The sequence below is a fragment of the Haloarcula rubra genome, assembly GCF_019599465.1.
GTDB classification, from domain to species: Archaea; Halobacteriota; Halobacteria; order Halobacteriales; family Haloarculaceae; genus Haloarcula; species Haloarcula rubra.
This window is the reverse complement of sequence record NZ_RKLR01000011.1, coordinates 40,256-58,448: the sequence shown is the minus strand read 5'-3', so window position 1 is coordinate 58,448 and position 18,193 is coordinate 40,256. Positions and strand designations below refer to the sequence as shown.

The following is an 18,193-nucleotide window of genomic DNA, read 5'->3' as shown; positions in this document are numbered from 1 at the left end:
GAAGTGGTAGAGATGGTTGAAGAGCAGGCTGAGCAGGAAGGCCTGTCAGCATCTGCGTATTGCGAGATGGTTCTGAAGACTCATCACGATATGGAACCGGAGGAGCGCCACTCTCGCTACTCGGCTGATAAGGACCTCATATCGACAATCAACGACGCTGTCGATGACCTCGTCAACTCGATAGACGAACTACAGAACGACACGACCCCAGATTTCGAACACCTCCAGTCGCTGCGGACGATGTACGTGATGGCGCTCTGGGAACTGCTCAAACACGAATACAGCCCGGAAGAACGCGAAGACGCGATCAAACGAGCTGCTCTCCGGTTGGCTGACAGTCAAACGGGAGCGAGTGCTCTGTCGGAGGATGATGCCGAAGCGGCTGACCAAGTGTCGTCACTCGCATCCTTGCTCGCTCCTGACTCATGATTCTGAAAACTGACTTCCAGCGGTCCGGTGCAGGGGACCTGCTGAAATACATCCGTCGGGACAGAGAGACAGACCGGCAGAAGGTGCCGCTTCGGAACCGGACTGGCCGGGCACTCCCCGAAGAACAAATCGAACAGTTCGTCAAGAAGAGCGAACGGTTCGGGTTCCAGCGCCACTTCATCGTCTCGCCCCATCCGGACGCTCAGTTCTCGCCCCAGGCGGTCGGCGAGAACACACGCGAGTTCATGGAGGATGCGTTCGGACAGCAACCGACGACTGACTATGTGTACGCCGTCCACGAGGACAGCGAGATTGTCCACTCGCACGTTGCTGCGACTGGGACCGAACCGGAACTGCAGATGGCTAGGGACGATCTTGAGCGGCTCCGTGACCGTGCCAGAGAGGTCTTTCGAGAACCCGACCGCCTCAAAGAGCGGGCTCCCGAGCGAGCGTCGGCGATCACTGCTGATGCTGCCCACGATCAGACTCGCGACTCTGACCTAGCGGAGACTACCGACTCCGACTCGACAGTAGTTGAGGAGTCGGAACGGGAGGTCACGCCGGATCGTGACTTCGACCGTGGCGGGGGACGTTGATGCCACAGGACTCTCAGTCGTCCACGCCACCGGGACAACAGCCAGCGGAGTTGCCGGCCAGTCTCAAGTACGACGAACCGGCGATGATCGTCTGGAGTCTGTTCATGCTGTTGTTCCCGCCGATGTGGATGGACGGAGACAAGCCGTTCCACAAGCGGTTCTGGGCCTGGCGATACGTCTACCTCGGCTTCTTCCTCGCAACCGCGCTGTACTACTCTGAAGCGCTTTTGAGTGGGGACTATCTCGTGTTGGTGCTGTTCCCGTTTGCACACGTCCTCGCCGCGTTCTCTGTCACCGGCCTGTTCATGGGGTTCCAGGTGCCCGGTGCTGCGGTTCCGTTCGTTTCCTATCCCATCGCGGCGACGACGTATACTGCGCTTGTGGTGACGATTGGCGCTGTCGAAGTCGGTCGACGAACCTCTCCGAAACTGTTGACTCGTGAGCCGTGGGAGTGTGACGACGATGAGCTGGTCGTCCCGTACGAGGACACCGAGACCAAACACGACGACGCACCAACCCCACCGACACTCAAACAGGACGTCTCGACGGCCGTCATCGGTGAAACGGGGAGTGGAAAGTCCTCGGCGATGCAGTTACTCGCCTACCAACTCCCCTACAACGCAGACACTGCCGTCATCGCCCATGACGCCGGCGAAGAGTTCCAGCAGTTCTACGGTGACCTTGGATTCGACGTCAAGCGTGTCGGCCTCGACGGCGACGTCACGTGGAACCTGTTCAGGGACGCCGAGTCGATGCAGGATTTCCGCGAAATCGCAGCCGCCGTCTTCGGGAACCCAGACGGTCACAACCCGTTTCATACGCCGGCCAAGCAGGTGTTCGAGGACATGCTCATGTACCTCCATCTGGAGGCCCAGCGGAACAACCGGCGGGACAACCTCTCGCACATGGATATCGTCTCGCTGCTCGAAGAGGGGCGGGCTGGCATCTACAAGAAACTCGATCGTTACGACCGACTCGAATCTGACCATCTGGACACTGACCAGGGGAAAGGTGCACAGAACGTCTACCAGACACTCATCGAATACACCCGGCCAGTCTTCGTCGACGACTTCGGAGACCATGGGTCGTTCTCACTGCGCGAGTATATCCAGAACCCCGACGGCCGCGTGTTAATCATTGACTCCAGTCCGTCGCGAATGGCGACCCTGGGCCCGATGTTCCAGCTGCTTATCGACTGGTCAATCCGCTTCGCGATGGAGTCACCCAATCCGACCGTCCATGTCCTCGACGAAATTGACCAGTTGCCACCGCTCGGTCAGATCACGAATCTCACCGCCCGTGGGCGCAAGGAGAAAGCACGGGCGCTCGTCGGCGTCCAGACGATCGGCCAATTAGAGGACACGTATAGCGACATCTCCGGAATCCTCGGCAACTGTCCGCAGGGCTTGTACTTCGGGCCAGGCGATGCCCAGTCGACCGAGTTCATTCGGAACGAAATCGGCGAGCGACGGATCCTCGACCGCACTGAAACCCACGCTTTGTCCCGAAACACAGGCGCGAAAACACAGCGCTCGCAAGCCCGGGAGAGTGTCCGGGAGACGGAAAAAGCGCCCGTCACGTCTGGGCAACTCCGGGATTTTGAACCCGGTGAGTGTATCACCGTTACGCGAACGTCCTGGTGGCACGGTCAGACGTACGAGCTCCATCAGGTCCGCGACGACTTGCCTGAGCGTGGCGTCGACTCCCCCGGAAAACCCCGTGAGGAAGATCTTGATGGTGGGCTGACGGAGACGGATAGCTGGATAGAGATGGTCAAGCAGTATGTCGCCCGACGGGAGACGGCTGACGATGACGTGAATGACGACCAGTCCGTCAGCGATGTCGACTCGGATGTATGGGCGGATTCAGCCGTCGACGAGACGCCGGCGATAACCTACAGCGACCGGCGCTGGCAGGATGCCCTCTCGCGACTCGACGTCGATAGCGCCCCGATCACGCAGGGGCAGAACGTCGACGCCTTCTCGGACCTGTGTGCGATGCTCGATCGGCGAGTACTGGACTTACCTGACAAAGAGGAAACCACCGTCGAAATTCGTGAGCGGCTCCTCGAAATCGACCGTGCGACTGGACTCCTGCCCTCTGACATCCTTGACGAGGTCGAGAAACGGACCAGTATCCTCCGGATGAGCGACTCGTTCCAGGAGGAGTATACCACTGCGGCGCTGGCCAGCGACTCAACTGCTGTCACCCCGACTGTCGCTGACGACTCTGATGTCCCTGAGAGCCTGTTTGAGGACGAATCAGATACACCACTTCCGTCTGAAGGGAGTGATACCAGTGGTGCAGGTGAGCGGTCTGAGTCCAGAGAGAACCCATCGGATGAGTCACCAGCAGAGGAGTCATCACTGAATGCTGATAAATCAGCAGCGGCTACCGGAAATAACTCGGAGACGCCTACTATGTCTCCCGGCGCTGACCAGTCGGACGATGCTGAGGAAACAGGCTCTGTTACGTCATCGTCAGTTGATGAGCCAGTAGATGATACTGGCGCCACTGGCAATGATTGTGCCTCCAAGTCCGGTTCCAAGTCATCCGACGAGGACGACGATTTCAACGCGGCCGACTTCATGTAGCCTCCGACGTTTTCAGTCGCTGGATGTCTCGCTCTGATCCCCCAGTCTTTGCGGAGAGTCCCGTTAGTTTTCCAGCCCATTGAGGCTTCGACTCACTACTTTTAGATACCTAACTAATAGTCTGAGTCTCAACGCTTCCACCGAGTTTGTCTCTGCTATCTCCCAATCGTGAGGCTCCCCTGAGCTGACTATTTGTAACATCTCCAGTAAGGTATTTTCTTCTAATGTATATTAGCTCGAAAACGCAAGAATGCGGCCGTCTAAGTCATATTTTTATAAGAAAATATTGTCACGACTTGTTCTAATCGCAGGACGAGAGCCGAATAAGTCACAAATACTTAGACCATTTATCTTGCCCCAGAAATTCGCGGAAGTCTGGCTCAGATATTCAGTGTGATATATCGAAATCGATTAATGTTCGGTGGTGGCTGTCGGCGCGCAAAATTGGAGTCCCCATCCGACGTTCTGAGCCGGCTATCAAACCCCTTAGAATCCGTAGATGTAGCACGCTACCGAATGGGAAGGAAACTACCATAGCCAGCGCAGCTAGACCACCGGAGGATGCACACATCCACTGGGTGCAACCACTCTTGGGACGGGTGCTCGAATCGGTTTGAGAGAGTCCTCATAGCGACAACAGAGATGACGGCACTACCGACTTTCGTTGACGTCGCCACCACCACTCGCTAGTCGTCGCTCACAGTGAGCACAGGGACGTCATCGGGCCGCTCTTCCTCGGTCCAGTCGAGAGACCAGCGATAGTAGTCGCCACGAAACCAACCTGACTCGGAGTCGTACCGAAGACGCTGAAAGATGACGAGGTACTCGACCGGGTCAGCTTGTCCCGGTAACACGCGGGGCCTGATGTCGACGTCACACACCCGACCAGTCATTTCGAGAAACTGTGTCACGAGTGCGACGGCGTCGGGCCACGTGTCGACTCGGATCTGTCCGTACTCGTCGAACTGGTCAGCTAACCATCGTGGGTGTGGTAGGTCAGTCATGGTTCACCACTCATCCGTGGAACGCACAAATCACGCTCACGAGAGCAGAGGCTGCCGTCGACGGACGAAATACATAAGCCTGTCCTGCAGAAAGCGCCGGTAAGAACGACAATGGCGAGTAAGACAGTCTGGATCAAGAAACGGGGTCCAGTCGGGGCAGGGGCCACCGTACACATTCACACAGATCCAGACTGCCAACCGCTCCAGCAAGCAACCGCTGTTGAAAAAACGGAGCGACAGAAGCTACCGGATCACTGGCCAGACTGCTCACTTTGTGCAGGGACTGCCGCTACAGGCGGCGTTGCGGAAGGCGAAAACACGCACACCCGCCGGAAACTCCTCGAGGAGACTGATCCAGACACCCTTCCGTAGTGCTGGCGACTCCCCGCACTGCACGACCGTTCTGCGGCGACGGCGTGTCAGACACTGGTCGGACTAGGTATGAGCCAATACGGCTGCTACTCGGGACAAACAACATCGTCACAGGCCGGACATTCAGCCCAGATACCGGTCGTACCGTCGGCTTTCTCGTACTCGACTAACACCCATGCAGCAGAGATGCTCGCGCTGCATTCTGGACACCGACCAAGCGTCGACGCATCACGGGTCATGGAAACGGAAGGAGCGTGTGACAGTTCCCCTTCCACGAGAGTGTGATTCGGCCACGAAAATAAGCGTTTGGTGGTGTATTGTCGCTATGTCTGGCGGTTTCGAGCGAAAACGGTCTCCGGAAGGGTTACATCTGAGCCCCGTACATTCCAGACCAGGATGAGTGTCCGCACAATCCTTGAGCAGTTCCTCGACAGCGAGGTGACTGTCGTCGTCGAATGTCGACAGTGCGGCACAACGGTCGCTCCAGAGACTGACGAGTGTGACGCGTGTGGGGCGACTGCGTTTTGTCGATACGAAATTCCCGAGTAGCTCGAAGCAGCCGTTAAATGGGGATTCGATTCGAGAAGGCGAAATTCGATGAGATTCCCTGGTCGAGATACAAACTAATCTTTTTATTCAGGCCATCTGATGATTCACGTGGATTGCGGTCCAGTGCATGGATGGATACCGCACATACCACCGCAATCCGACACCGGTTACGTCCACAACAACTCATACGCACCGCGAGACGCTGAGACACTATTGGTCTCAATGAATACAGGCTTGCCGAACCTGTTAGACAGACCACTGACAGAGAGGAGTGTCTCGTTGAATTAAACTACCTTGTTGAAACCGTCAGTTGGTGATAGGTTTTAGCGGTCGTGCTGAATACAGCGCGCATATCTCGCACAGAGATGATGCTCGTTTAGCGAACTCGAATCGGCCAGCACAAAAAGTCTAAATAGCAACCCAGTGTTTCCTCGTTGAGGCGGGTGGTTGTGGCATAGTGCACCATACAATTTCCCGCCTCATCTTACTGTTCGATGTACTGAGTGGAATCTCCAGTTGCGATAGAAGCTAAGTGAGCAGTCCTACCGACCGGCTAATTCACCAGGATAGGTCGTTGAACTACTAGAATTTCAACAGAGCCGACAAAGTGTAGTTTGACCCACAGTGAATGTGTATGTCTCGACCAGTACGACAACGTCGAGAATCGAGGGGCTACCGCGTTAGCCTTCTTCGACCGGTGTCAGAAGTGGTCGTTTGCTCTCAGGTGCGAGGTCGCTCCAGGAGACCGAGCCCTGCTCGACGATGTTTTCGGGTGCCATCGCGGGATCGCTCAGCACGAGGCCGGCCGTGAACTCCGGTGGGCGAGACTGTTCGGAGGGCGCCGGCGCTTCGCCGACAGGATTCGCACCAGGACCCGTGGCCGACCCGACGACGATGCTTCCGACCATCCCAAACAGTTCGTGGGGAGCACACATGATATTGTGTACGCCTTCTGTTTCGAACGTGTAGAGCCAGTAGTCGCCAGCGGCCAGAATCGGCGACGAATAGGGCGGCACGTCCGAGGGAACCCGCTGTGTGTAGCCGAATGCTGGGTGATAGGCGTTGATGTTGTGGTGAGGAGTCGCCATGTTGAACCGGACGGTGTCACCGACGTCGATGGCGAGCCCGCTGGGTTCGAAGTAGAACTCTGGAATCGGGATGTTCTCTCGTGGCCGAATTTCGAGGCTGATCGTGTGATCTGGTTCGACCGGTGGCGACTCGTCACTTGTCCCGATATACCCGAATCGGGAATTGATTGCCTGACTGTCCGTCTGCTGTGAGGTAGTGGTCTGTTGCATCGTGGTGGTCGTTTCTGTGGTATCGGAGGCATCCGTCGAGCTACTACAACCGGCGGCGGCTGGCATTGCTGCTGCACCAAGTGCAGTCAACAACTGCCGGCGGGACATCGGCAGGGTTGATGCCCCATCCACCCCATGTGAGCTATCTGCCATTACGGGTCAGGGGATGAGTGTATTATTAATTGATGTGTCGGAACCATCAATATCATCTGATATTGTCAAGTGTTCACCAACTACTAAGCAACTGGTTCACTGCCTTCAGCGTAAAAAATGAGGGTGCCGTGCTGAACTCATCCTCTACATTTAGCACGCTGATTCTGACAGCTCTTGCAAAGGTAAACCGAGCGTGCAAGATACAAAGGACACACCGAACAGCGTATCCAGATTTCTCACCCCGAAAATTGCAATCAAGAGACTCGAGTGAGCCTATGACATATTGAGGGAGGTTGTGAGCTGTTGTTTCGTGTTAAGTCCGGTATGGAACCGCTCAACGATTTCTGACTGATGATCCGGACACGCAAGAACAGCAACTGCACCATCTTGGACTGGGATCATGGGGTAGTTCGGATCGTAGGGCGAGAGGTGACAGCTAGGACACCCCAGATCTCCGGCGGGTTGATGATCGAGGAGATCTGCGGTGTTCTCGGTTGTATACTCACAGATATCGGTAAACTGTGTGAGGTGGGTATCACAGCCGACGAGCGGAATTGTGAGCTGATCAAGGAGTAGGAATGAGGGCATAGCGTTCGACTGGAACGCAGACTCACACGCAGTACAGGGAATCGGCGGATGACTCTGGAAGTCGTCCGATTGGTGGGAAGAATCTGCTGGAGACATACTGAGTTGCCTGACTTTGGGTCGTCTCGCCAGACGGGTAAGTCATGTGAAGCTGCTTGTGATTTAGCACATCTACAGAACGGTGTATTCTCACAGCCACCTATGACACGAAGCGCTCACTGGCGTACCGACGTCTCGAACACGTCAATACTCTCGACTCTCCTCAGTCGGCGGCGGTGTAGGCACCGCCCCGATGTTCACTCCGATGGACCTCAAGGACCAACCGTGATCGAGGAGACAGGCGAGTCGGTACTATCCGATCCGAAGTTTCGAGAATGGACTACCGGGCAGTGGTGTAAGGAAATCGTCCGGATCTCGCCACTCAGAGCCGCCGAATTCGTCGAGTTTCGAGACAACCTGACATAACCTTTGAAATCCAGTCACCACTACTCGTCATCCTCGCCCTGGTCCATTATCTCAACAACGCCCTCTCGCGAAACCAATTCTGCAGTATCGGACCGAACGTCTTGCTCACTTGCAGCGGTTTGCGTCCATCCTCCACGAGAAAACGCAGGACAATGCGTTACGCCCGCATAGGCCTAAGTCGTCTCATAGAGCTAACCAACAATCGGGCTCGGATACCCCCGATGTTGGTTAGAGACTCGTCCCTCCGCTTTCGGGGTCGTCGCAGCTGAGCGCAAGTCGTCCACTCGTGGATACTGTCTGCGGGGACCGCGCCCGCGACTGCAGGCGCGGTGGACCGACGCGAGGCGCGCGGTTGCGCCGAGCGCAGCGCTCCGTCGTCCTCGTGAGCGACAGCGAACGAGGGCCCGGCAGACGAACGGAGTGAGTCAGCCGGCGGCGCCGCGTGCGGCCACACACGATTTGCCCACACTGTCGACACCCAGGCCGGCTGGCCCACGCGAGCGCACCACCCGGGATACCGAGTATCTTGGACACTCGGTTCGACTGACCAACGCGACGCGTTGAGCAGTACCCCGTCCCAGTCCGTGCGCGCGGTTGGCTCGTCGCCGCCCTGGTGTGCCGATGGGCGGCGACGAGGCCGCGTGCACGAGGTGGCTGCGCGCCGACGGGGGCCTACCCCGACGAGACGGCGCCGGTCGACTGACCGGCTGGGACCGGCCTAGTCGCCGAGCGTCACCGCAACGGCCATATCCATATCCATCTGGTTCGCCCATGCGTGGGTATCTGACTCGGCATCCCACGGGGCCAGCCGGGGACTGTCACCGGCACAGCCGAACGAGGCCCGACAGTCACCGGTTGGAGCGGGCCCGTCGCCGCGGTCGAGAATGCACATGGTGGTGTCGCTCGTGACCGAGACAGTCGTGAGCCCGTTGTACTCGTCGGGCTTGCCGCCACAGATACGCACGCGGTCGCCTTCGTGGAGCGTGCGCACCATCCGGCCACCGTGGACGGATTTGACCCAGACCGTGACTTTCGCCGTGTCGCCGTCGTCGTCCTCGACGTATGCCACCTGATACTGGTTCGGGGCGTCCGGGTCCTCGATAAGGTGGGTGACCGTCCCCTCGATGGTGGTCTCGTAGGCGTAGGGGTTCACGTCCGCAACCGGGACCGGCGTGTTCATCGCGGCCCGCGCACTGAGGAGTGCGCCAAACACGCCGTCGAACACCGACCCGCCATCTGCGGCGTGGTCGGCCACGAGTCGACTTGCGGCGGCCCGAGAGATACCCGTCTCATCACTCACGCGGACAGCGTCCTGATTCACGTCGGCCAGCGTCGCGGTGTCCATGTCAGCCCGTGGGTCGGCTTCGGCTTCGAAGCCGTCGGCTCGCTCGGTCTCGCTCGTCGTGAGCTGGCGGGCCGACGCTTCACGGTCGGCGTCGTCCGTGTGGGCATCGCGTGCCGTCTCGGCGTGCCGGGCCTGTTCGGCTTCGCGGCCGTGGCGTTCCTCTTGCTGGGCGAGCGTCTCGCCAAACCGACGGTTCGGGCCGACATCGGTCGAGCGGGTCCAGTCGTAATCCGTCTGGCGTTCGTAGTAGTTCCCGCGCGAGTCGTGGCCACGGTTAGGGCGGTAATCGAGTTCGTCGCCGTTTGCGGTTTCGGCGACGGCGTCGAGCATATGCTCGGCTCCCTCGACGTGGTCACTAAGGAGGACCGTCTGGTCGAAATCGGACGATGCTTTCTTACCGGCGGAGTCGTTATCGTACATTGTCTTACCGTAGTCCACGGGAAGACACTTGCCGGGTGCTGCTACACCCGGTTTTCCTACAGCGCAAAACGGCTTCGAGAGCGCCGCGTGTCGTGCCTTTCCGTACATAAGGCCATGGGTGCCACTTACTTAAAACCAACGACTAAATATATTTGGTTTAACTGTATTAGATTCGGTATAGTAGGTCTCTATTGCCTGATTCCAGGGTGTCGTTTCCGGCCAGAATAGTATATAAAGGCTAGTCGGGGTGCCACCCCCAGCGGCGGGGACCTCGTGTGCGGTTGCAGTTGTGGTGAGCATCCCGAGGGACCGACCGAGTGCCGGATGGGTGAAAGCCCGGCAGCGCAACGGAGTGAGCAGCCCGGACCACAGCGAGCGGTGCGCGGCCACTTGCGGCCGCGCCGACGAACGACGCTGTCGTGAGTCAGCGAGCGTCCTCGTTCCGGCGAGGGAGGGCGGTCCCGAGGGTTCCTGCTGTACTGGCGGGACTGAAAGGGGCACGCCGCTGGCGCTTGCCTTGGTCGCCTCAGCGACCCCTATCCGAACGCAGTGAGGATATGTCGCTGAGCGGCCGCCAGCGGCTTGGGGCTTTCAAGTTGTGCTGGATCGACGTCGATGTCGTCGTTGCTGTTGTGGTGATTTACCGGTCACAATCAGGTGTCATTTCAGGCGTACCGTTGTTAGTGCCGTCAAGCCGCCCCGTAAGACTGCGTCCACTCCTACCTCAAACAATCTCTCCACATGAATGGCCAATCGTAGTCACAATACTGCAACCAATTGTAATCCCACGTGTAGGGGTACTCGACTTTGTCATGTTCGGCTGCCTGAACCCCTGTGAACACCACTGTAGACCCACCCGGCCACCAACCAACTGGGAGAGCCGCTCGGCGGCGGCTGACGCCGCTGCCTGTGGCACACCAAGGAAACCCTTTCTCAGCCCACTCTGTCAGTCCCACGCCTACTGCACACCGTTCTTGCGTCGATCATTCCCGGTCGCCAGCCCCACGCAACAGTCCACCGGAAACTCGGTATCTCTCAATCTTACCGTTTTGACCGGCGACCCGATAAGCGACCGCAGCATCCAGTACTCCAGGCACCGGGTCCCAAACGCCAACTTGCCAGAGCCGTTAGTCGTCGCCCTTATATGCGCCTTCGCGCTTTCGAACACTCTCGACCCGGAGCAGTGTCGACTCGCGGTGTAACCGACAACCGAGCCGGTAACCGCCGACACGCAACTTCTGGAACGGGGAGTTTGTCAGCGGTTCGAGGAACTCGTCGGGATCGCGCCACTCTGAAGACACCACGTCGTCTAACTTGTCGATGATTCGCTGCTGGGTGTCAGAGTCGAGCTGCGCGAACTGTGTCTCGGCTCGCGGCGAAAATTCCCAGTCCCACCCTTCGTCACTCGCTGTCGGATCCATACTGTGCTCGAATCTCGTCGCTCGATATGCCGTCCCCCTCGTCGAACTGCGCTTCGCTAATCGCGAGATCCTTCCAAACGCCCGCGCCTTCCGGGTGGTTTACGGCGTCACGTAGTGCGAACCGGATGAACTCGCTGCGGCTGTTGAAGCCCCGTTCTCGCCACGTCTCGTCGACGACGTCAAGGAACGACCGTGCGATGCGGAGGTTGATCCGGTCAATCTCGGGGTCGCCGTTGTTTGAGTCCGCTTCCGACATACAGGCGTACATCTATCGTACTCACAGAAAACGCTATCGCCACCCCTCGAAATGTTTTCGATGCTGAAGCTATGTTGCTCATCGGAGACTAAGTCTGCAGCTCCAGTCACTATTACAGCCGCTCAGAAGCGGCTTATGCCGCTGGCTATGCCACACCAAGGAAACCCCTTCTCAGCCCAGTCCGTCAGTCCCACGCCTACCGCACCCCGTTCTTCCAGCGCTCATTCCCGACCGCCAGCCCCAAGCGATAGTTCACCGGAAACCCGGTGTGTCTGCGGGCTGTTTACCCATCTCGTAACCCGGTTTGAGAGCCCCGTTAACCGGCACAATCGACATCGAGAACCAACTTGCCACTGGGTCGGCCGTAATTAAAGTTGAAACATGCCGATGTGCATGCTATCGGTACTATCGTCGTGCTCCGGGGATTACTCGGCGACGTCCAGCACCGTCGCCTCCGACAGCTCCCGAATGCGAGACGGTGTGATCGGAAAGACCGCCTCGGGTGTGCCGGCCGCCGCCCAGACGGTGTCGAACTTCGTTAGAGTCTCATCAAACAGGACGGGAACCGCGGCGTCGTGACAGATCGGTGGGACGCCGCCAATTGACCAGCCGATCCGTTCTTTGACCTGCCCAGCGTCGGCCATCGATACCGGCTCCTCCGGGACGTCAAAATGGGCGGCAACTTTCGACTCGCTCACGCGGTTGGCGCCACTGGTCACGACCACCACTAGGTCGTCGTCAACGGACATGACGATACTGCTGGCGATCTGGGCGAGCTCGCAGCCGACCGCATCGGCTGCGTCGGCGGCCGTCTTCGTTCCCTCGGGAAACTCGTGGGCGTCGATCTCGACGCCGTACTGGTCGCGGGCTCGATTGACGAACTGCTCGGCACTCGGGTGCATACCTGCCCTATCAGTTCTCCGGACAAAAGCTCCTCCGGAGCCACCGTACAGACACTTGGCGTCGCCCATTCGTCTGGAATTACGGCCAACCTGTCAGTCAGAGATACCCATGACTGCGAATGTATGGAAACCTCTGCTACCACAGCTAAAGCGGCGTGACCCACTCGGGCGCACAGTCGTGGGTGCCGCCGTAGATCGACCCGTCAGGATACTGGCCGGCATCGGCCTCGACGGCGACAATCACGTCGCCGGCGCTTCGTGAGATTCCGGTGACGGTGCCAACGAACGCGTCGAGTGGGCCGATACCCTCGGACCAGTCAACGTGTACTCGGTCGCCGTCGTCGAACGCGTACTGCTCGAAGCTGACGTCTTGGTGGTTGTTCATTAGGAGTGCCTCCAGTCTTCGAAGGAGAGCACAAAATCTGGAGGGAGCTAGCTAACCAACAGGGGCGGCAAATCTGACGGTATGTTGGTTAGCACAATGCCGCTGGGGATTGCGGACGATTCGCTGCCACACTCTTCGCGATCTGTCACACCTGTTGTGACGCCGTCGACCGCACCCACTGGGTCGCTCTTGTTACGAACACTCGCTCTATCTCTGAACCAGAGGGGGTCCTGTCCAGCCCTGCAGCTAGCGCACAGCGGTGTCGACGACAGCAGGACACGTGCTGTCGCGTCCCCACAGCCACTTGTTAGCCGAAACGTGTCTCAGTACGCCGGCGTCACACCGTAGCCCCACCACCCCCGGTCACAACAGGTGTGACGCCACCCGTCGTCACTTTGCCCGCACTGCCAGTCAGCAAGTCCAACCCGACGTAGCGTTGCTCCAGCAAGCCCTCAGCAGTCTCGATGTCCATCGCCAGGATCTCGGTCTGGGTCTGTCGACGGCCGACCTGTCGTGTCTTCTGGACGAGGTCCGTCCCGCCGAGTTCCTGCAGTGTGTCCCACACCCGGGCGATCGTCTGGCGATGGGGCGTCCTCCCAAGTTCGGCAAGCAACGCGTCCTCGACGTCGTCTTTCGTGAGGAACACGCCACTGCCGTCGGTCCGCTCGGTGGCGAACTCCGGCCAGCGTTTGGCGACCGCGATCGCTCGATAGGTGTTCTGCCGGTTGGACTGCTCGACGAACACCTGTTTGAGTGTCTGCTGGCGACAGTTCGCGAAGAAGTCCAGCGGTGAGGAACTGGGCTCGACGCCCTCGGGGAGTGTCTCGGCGTCTGCCTGGTGGTCGGCATCAGCGTCGAGTTGTTGGGCTTTCGCGATCGCACTCTTGGCAACCTCATGCGTCTGTTCTTGTTGGGCTTCGACGTTGTCGAGACGGCTCGTGTTTTCGGCGGCGTCGCCGACCGCCGTGGTCGCGACATCGTGCGTGCGGTCGAGGTCTGCTTCGAGATCAGCGACCCGCGTCTGCAAGTGGTCGACGGTCGCGACCAATTCCTCAAGAACACTCGAAACGAGGGGAGAGACCGACTCCTCTAGCTGGTCGACAAGGGACTGGAGATTTGCAGTATCCAGCTCAGACTGGCCGCTGTCAATGTCGAACTGGTCGGCCAGCGCCGCGTCGTCAGTCTCTGGGTTCTGTCCGGCACAACTGTCCTGTCGGGTCGCATCATCCATAGGGACCACAGAGCCCGTCCTCGGAATCGAACCGAACAGTGCCGACCACGGCACGGGCTATCGATGCCTCTCTCCAGACGACGTATCTACTGGCTCACCTCAGACTGCCTCGTCGCTAGGTGGACGTCGTGGGAGCCACCCCACAGCGGCTGGCTGTCCCGGCAGTGGGATGCCGCCGGTGACAGTCAGTGCTGTCGGATGTGTCCATCAGGAGACACCACCTGAGGCGGTCGTAGATCGACGGACTGTCCGTCGGCAGGTCGAAATGAAGCGATAGTTACATCTATGCTGGAATGCGTTCTGATTAGTGCCGGAACAGGGCAGTTCGCTTTGTCCCGGAGTGCTGTCAGAGGCAAGTGATGTCGACCCCCATCGACGAGCACGATGGGGCGTCGAATCGCTTCGGACAGTCGTGATAGATGGCCAAGAGAAACAGATATGTTTCTCGGTAACATAGGACCCAAAAGGATTCCAGTCAGTCACCACACTCGCCGTGGACCCATGCCTCTGACAGCATCGACTGACTGGATTCCAGTTTCTGGACGTTGAGCTGTTCCCTCGCGGAATCGCTGACCGGTCCGTCATCGATGCCCACTCCCATCGGCGACGGGTCGCGGACGGTTGCACAGACTGGTTAGCGTTTCAGCTTGGTGCTGGAGGAGGGGTCTGCCAGCGTCGGTCAGCGTATACGCGTTCGTGCGGCCATCAACGTCGTTGCGCTCGATAATGTTCAGGTCGACGAGGTCGTCGAGGTTCTGGTAGAGTCGGCTGTGTTTGATCGGGTCGGCGTATCGCTCGTCGAGGTAGGCCTTCAGGGCGAGGCCGTAGGGTTCGTCGTCGACGGCGGCGATGGCCTGGAGGACGTCGCGCTGGAAGCCGGTCAGCTCGTGGTAGGTCGTCATGCTTGGGCTACCTTTGTGGGACTGATCGAGTGGGTGTGTGGGCGAAGGGACTGTTCTCTGGTGGGTCTGAATCGGTGAATTCGTGGGCGGACGATCGTTGGCGAGCGATGCGACTCGTCGTAGGGGAGCTTGTGGTCGGTCATGGGGTCGGTGCGACGCCGCCGTCGTTGTGGGCGTCGTCTATCTCATGCTGTTACACCGGGACCTCATAATGCTTGCTCTAGAAGAACACTTGTCGAGAGACATTACTATGTCTGAACCGATTGAATCACTTCTAAAGTGTCTAAGCCCGGACCTGACCCAACGGTCACTCAAACTGATGTTCTGAAAGAGATCAGATTGGCCTACCCGCCAGTACAGGCACCAAAAGACCTTGCTGAACGGTTAGACATCAGCAACACCGCTGTAAGTAACAAACTCCAGGACATGGAGGAAAAAGGGTGGGTAGAATCAGAGAGAGTCGGCCGTGCACGAGTGTACTGGGTAACGGATGCTGGGCGTGCTCAGTTGGATCCAGACTTCTCCTCAGGCAACCAGTAAACTACTGCATTTCCAACTTTGTGGCGTTCTATCCGAATCTCTGTTCTCATCGACTGTAGACGCTGACGTATTCGAGTCTTCGACAAGTCAACCCGTGCAGCGATGTCTGATGTCGTCACGAACGGCTTGTCGACGTCGTCGAAACAATCGAGTAATTCTTGATTAGTAACCTTCCTCTCTGGTCCTCGAGTAGACATTTGTCTCAGCCCACATTTGTTACTCTAGGGCAATAGTTTTTTGTTTTTCCAGCACAATAGTATCGAGTAGGGATACACGCGTGGCTGGTCGGTTTCTTTCGGAAATCGCCCCGGTGGTGCAACACCGAGACGCGTGGTTCCTCAAGAACCAATGGCAACTACGCAAGCGAACTCACAAGAACGTATCGCACGCCAACTACTCACCCAGTCGCCAGGATTATTCCTCGGCATTGACGGGGACGACGCCGCCAACTACTGGGACAGTTACGAATCGGCTATTGCGGTTGTCCCACGGGACGCCGAGTCCGTCGACAACGCGAAGACGTTCGAACTGGACGAGACGCCGTGTGCCGAGCTCGCTGACTGGTGCGAGCATGTTCGGGGTACCCGTGGCTGGGACGTTGGCCCGCATGTTGCTGGCTCGCTCGTCGGTGATCTCGCTCAGGCGGTGGAGGCATGAGCTGTACCGTGGAGCGATGCGAGCAGGTGTGGCGTGCTGCTCAGGCGATTCGGGACGCGGTTCCTACTGTAGCCGTCGACGTCGTCGCGCCAAACGCGAGCCAGTATGACGCGTGGACGCTCGATGCCGTGTTGCGTGGTTCGGACGGTGTACCGTCCGAGGTATTGCGTGAGTTGGCGCTTGCCGGAATGACGCTTCGGCCGACGCCATCGCAAGCCGGGTACCAGCACGTGACGGCGACAGTGTAAGTCTGAGACAGAGTTAACCAACAATCGGAGCATATCCGACCGACTGTTGGTTAGTTCTCACCGCGCCGTTCTCGGACCGTCGTTTCTTCCCCGTTATACTGCTGAAGCAACTATTCAGTAGGTGTTCGAATGTTCTGTGTCTCCGATCACTCCGGAACTCGTTGAGAGCGATACTGACGTACAGCAGGCCAACAACGCGCGTCCCTGTGTACACCACGGCTTCCACTCTGGTGAGGACGCCTCGGTGTACGCGAGACCCGTTCCATACTCCACGTAGATTCGTGGGAAAAAGAGTGCAAGCAGGCCGATGAGACCAAGAAATTTCTTGAACGCCGAATATGATTCCTCATTCCGCCATACCAGCAGAGAATGACCACTCCCTCAAGTCGAGCACTCGGCACTACCCCGTGCACAGATTGATAGTGCGTAAATCACAATCTGTGAATGATTGTTCTCTGTTCTTGACGATCTTGAACCAACTGAGCGGGAGCACGCTCGGCACCGCCTCGCCCGTATCGTTGACGCGACCGGCCGCCCCGACGTCGAGTATAGCTACCGCTTCGAGGCACCGACCCATGAAACCGTGATCTTTGACGACCGCGAACGCGCCGAGCGGTATCAGGAGGTCTACCTGACTGTGGGGATCTTCGACGAGGACCAGGGCACGGGTGCCCGTTGAACATCGCGGCGACCGGCAAAGCCGTGATAGCGACCTACATCTACGCAACCCGTGGGTCAACACTGACTGGCTGGCCGACAAGCACGATGTCACGTGTGAGGCGGTACGGACCTACTTCTACCGAACTCGAGAGAAAGCGAAGACAGCGGAGACTTGGTGAGTTGGAGAGTGCGGACCTCCCGCTCACAGTCAGGTGAGACAGTTGGCGTGACACTGCTGATATTGTCCTTGAGGGGGAAAAGCGGAGCTGGTACCACGGTAAGCCTCCGTACCAAGCAAACGTCTTCCGCAGGTGCCTACCCTCATATGTAATTTTACATACTGAAACTCACCAGCTGATCGTCTCCAAGCCTGACGCTGGTCTGTTAATCTTGATTACGGCGATAATCACGACCATACTGCGGCCACTCTGTCGTCCCCCTCTACAACGGAGTGACGAGCCCTATGAGTGCCGAATGGCCCGCTGCTGCCGTTAGATCGGCGGCAGCGTCATCAAATAACTTCTGAGGAGGAATCAAAACCGTTAGAGGCATTTGAGTGTTTGTTGGACTCAATTTTTACTGCATCTTGACCGTGTTAGAGAATATTTTGGTCCAAGGACGAGTCCTACATTCACCAAGGGGCCACTCATCCTACGTCAGCTCTCTCAAAGCGGGATCCAACCTCCGTTCCATATATAAAGATTACCTGTAATAATGGGGGTGTGGTGTTGAATGGACCTTGACGATAGATTATCTGAGTACGAAGCAATCCTGAAGTACTTCGATGAGAAGGAGTCGTCATTAAGTGATGATGTGCTCGAACTGAATCAGCGCGTGCTTCGATTCTTCTTTATCGAGGCATTCCCAGACCTATCGCCGAAAGAGACGACAACCGAGCATGTGCGTGACTTCCTTTCCCAATTGGATGAACGTGATCTCAAACACAGTTCGAAACGGCGGTATCTGGAAGTACTCTCGGCCTTTTTTAGTTATTCACTTCGAGATGAAGATATAGGAGCGATCTCGTTCAACCCACCCGGAATCGTGCTAAAAACCTATCCTCGGAAACCAGAGAGCGAGCAATAATAGTGCTGCTTTGTTTGGACAGATCATACCGGTCTATTATACTTCTGGCTCATAAGTTCCTGATGATTCAATCTATTTGGTGATTTGACACCTAC

General features: G+C 57.8%; 19 protein-coding genes. 8 read left to right on the top strand and 11 right to left on the bottom strand.

Annotated elements, in window-relative coordinates; translation table 11 throughout:
- The first annotated feature begins 12 nt into the window (after positions 1–12).
- From EGH21_RS19480 to EGH21_RS19470, 3 genes are read left to right on the top strand one after another with little or no spacing between them, the layout of a single operon-like run.
- A complete protein-coding gene (locus tag EGH21_RS19480; protein ID WP_220620076.1) occupies positions 13–429 on the top strand; it encodes a hypothetical protein in 417 nt (138 codons plus the stop codon).
- A complete protein-coding gene (locus EGH21_RS19475; protein ID WP_220620075.1) occupies positions 426–1,025 on the top strand; it encodes a relaxase/mobilization nuclease domain-containing protein in 600 nt (199 codons plus the stop codon). Before EGH21_RS19480 ends, EGH21_RS19475 begins: the two co-directional genes overlap by 4 nt.
- Positions 1,025–3,619 carry a type IV secretion system DNA-binding domain-containing protein gene (locus EGH21_RS19470; RefSeq protein ID WP_220620074.1) on the top strand — a complete coding sequence of 865 codons (2,595 nt, stop codon included), beginning with the start codon at positions 1,025–1,027 and terminating at the stop codon, positions 3,617–3,619. Before EGH21_RS19475 ends, EGH21_RS19470 begins: the two co-directional genes overlap by 1 nt.
- A gap of 686 nt (positions 3,620–4,305) precedes the next feature.
- Here the strand turns inward: EGH21_RS19470 and EGH21_RS19465 are convergent.
- The 11 genes from EGH21_RS19465 to EGH21_RS19420 all read right to left on the bottom strand — a co-directional run bounded on the left by EGH21_RS19465 (position 4,306) and on the right by EGH21_RS19420 (position 14,907).
- Entirely contained in the window at positions 4,306–4,623 is a 318-nt protein-coding gene (locus tag EGH21_RS19465) for a hypothetical protein (protein ID WP_220620073.1), read from the bottom strand.
- Positions 4,624–5,081: 458 nt separating this feature from the next.
- Entirely contained in the window at positions 5,082–5,234 is a 153-nt protein-coding gene (locus EGH21_RS24880) for a DUF7837 family putative zinc-binding protein (protein ID WP_483867064.1), read from the bottom strand.
- Positions 5,235–6,224: 990 nt separating this feature from the next.
- Positions 6,225–6,995, bottom strand: a complete 771-nt coding sequence (locus tag EGH21_RS19460) for a cupredoxin domain-containing protein (protein WP_220620072.1) — start codon at positions 6,993–6,995, stop codon at positions 6,225–6,227.
- A 273-nt stretch (positions 6,996–7,268) separates the two neighbouring features.
- A complete protein-coding gene (locus EGH21_RS19455) occupies positions 7,269–7,583 on the bottom strand; it encodes an ATP-binding protein (RefSeq protein ID WP_236035691.1) in 315 nt (104 codons plus the stop codon).
- A 1,180-nt stretch (positions 7,584–8,763) separates the two neighbouring features.
- On the bottom strand, positions 8,764–9,810 hold the full coding sequence (locus EGH21_RS19450) for a single stranded DNA-binding domain-containing protein (RefSeq protein ID WP_220620070.1): 1,047 nt from the start codon (positions 9,808–9,810) through the stop codon (positions 8,764–8,766).
- A gap of 1,127 nt (positions 9,811–10,937) precedes the next feature.
- Entirely contained in the window at positions 10,938–11,231 is a 294-nt protein-coding gene (locus EGH21_RS19445) for a type II toxin-antitoxin system RelE family toxin (protein ID WP_220620069.1), read from the bottom strand.
- Positions 11,212–11,487 (bottom strand): ribbon-helix-helix domain-containing protein, encoded by a 276-nt coding sequence (locus EGH21_RS19440; RefSeq protein WP_220620068.1) that lies wholly within the window; start codon positions 11,485–11,487, stop codon positions 11,212–11,214. Before EGH21_RS19440 ends, EGH21_RS19445 begins: the two co-directional genes overlap by 20 nt.
- A gap of 425 nt (positions 11,488–11,912) precedes the next feature.
- Positions 11,913–12,389 (bottom strand): YbaK/EbsC family protein, encoded by a 477-nt coding sequence (locus EGH21_RS19435; protein ID WP_220620115.1) that lies wholly within the window; start codon positions 12,387–12,389, stop codon positions 11,913–11,915.
- Between the two features lie 145 nt (positions 12,390–12,534).
- Positions 12,535–12,774: a hypothetical protein gene (locus tag EGH21_RS19430; RefSeq protein ID WP_220620067.1), complete on the bottom strand. Its 240-nt coding sequence runs from the start codon at positions 12,772–12,774 to the stop codon at positions 12,535–12,537.
- Positions 12,775–13,111: 337 nt separating this feature from the next.
- Positions 13,112–14,005: a hypothetical protein gene (locus EGH21_RS19425; RefSeq protein ID WP_220620066.1), complete on the bottom strand. Its 894-nt coding sequence runs from the start codon at positions 14,003–14,005 to the stop codon at positions 13,112–13,114.
- A gap of 581 nt (positions 14,006–14,586) precedes the next feature.
- Positions 14,587–14,907: a helix-turn-helix transcriptional regulator gene (locus EGH21_RS19420; RefSeq protein WP_220620065.1), complete on the bottom strand. Its 321-nt coding sequence runs from the start codon at positions 14,905–14,907 to the stop codon at positions 14,587–14,589.
- A gap of 279 nt (positions 14,908–15,186) precedes the next feature.
- Here EGH21_RS19420 and EGH21_RS19415 point away from each other — a divergent pair, with 279 nt between their 5' ends.
- The 5 genes from EGH21_RS19415 (at position 15,187) to EGH21_RS19400 (ending at position 18,098) form a co-directional block, all read left to right on the top strand.
- Positions 15,187–15,447, top strand: coding sequence for a MarR family winged helix-turn-helix transcriptional regulator (locus tag EGH21_RS19415; RefSeq protein WP_220620064.1), 261 nt, complete (start codon positions 15,187–15,189; stop codon positions 15,445–15,447).
- 348 nt (positions 15,448–15,795) lie between these two features.
- Complete coding sequence (locus EGH21_RS19410) at positions 15,796–16,104, top strand: hypothetical protein (RefSeq protein WP_220620063.1); 309 nt, start codon at positions 15,796–15,798, stop codon at positions 16,102–16,104.
- A complete protein-coding gene (locus EGH21_RS24195) occupies positions 16,101–16,352 on the top strand; it encodes a hypothetical protein (RefSeq protein WP_236035690.1) in 252 nt (83 codons plus the stop codon). Before EGH21_RS19410 ends, EGH21_RS24195 begins: the two co-directional genes overlap by 4 nt.
- A 448-nt stretch (positions 16,353–16,800) precedes the next feature.
- Positions 16,801–17,031, top strand: a complete 231-nt coding sequence (locus EGH21_RS19405; protein WP_220620062.1) for a hypothetical protein — start codon at positions 16,801–16,803, stop codon at positions 17,029–17,031.
- A gap of 713 nt (positions 17,032–17,744) precedes the next feature.
- The gene (locus EGH21_RS19400; protein ID WP_220620061.1) at positions 17,745–18,098 is read left to right on the top strand and encodes a site-specific integrase; all 354 of its coding nucleotides are present in this window, start codon (positions 17,745–17,747) and stop codon (positions 18,096–18,098) included.
- Positions 18,099–18,193: the final 95 nt, after the last annotated feature.